At 64.6% G+C, this 525-nt stretch carries 1 pseudogene; it reads right to left on the reverse strand.

The features are described from left to right. Positions 1–354: pseudogene (locus tag ON37_RS33910) on the reverse strand (hypothetical protein); the annotation flags it as partial. Positions 355–525 lie beyond the last annotated feature (171 nt).

A 525-nucleotide genomic window follows, 5' to 3' on the forward strand; every position in this document is an offset into this window, starting at 1 on the left:
GGCGGGGAGGGCATTCGCCGTCCCGATCGGGGAGGGATCGGAACCGGCGACCGAATTCTGTTCGGGGGCAGCGACTTCGGCGGGGAGCGGGGGTAGTGGGAAGGGGATGACCCGCTGCACGTCGTTCGCCAGCGACTGTACGTCCACGGCAGGTAACGGCACAGTGGGCAGGGACAGCGCAGGCAGTGGCACGGCAGGCAGGGACACGGCGGGCGCCTGCGCCGGATCGACCGGGGACGCAACGACGTCGGCGGGGGATGCGGTGGCTACTCCGGTGCCGAGGAAGACCGCGAGCGGCACCATGCTCGCGATCAACATCGGACGTGACAGGCGCCGATGGCAGGTCTTCGGCATTTCACACCTCCTGGGCGAATATCTTCGAGAGCCCCGACCCTCTGGCATGTTTCACAGGTGCGGCCGGGTCAGTTTAAGCGTCCAGCTCGGCCCGCCAGTGAAGAATTGGCAAATCTGTATGCGGCCGAGAAAAGGGAATTCTTCCTCTGTGAATATCGAATTTCCGGTTTT

Source organism: Nocardia veterana NBRC 100344 (assembly GCF_000308855.1).
In the GTDB taxonomy this organism is placed as follows: Bacteria; Actinomycetota; Actinomycetes; order Mycobacteriales; family Mycobacteriaceae; genus Nocardia; species Nocardia veterana.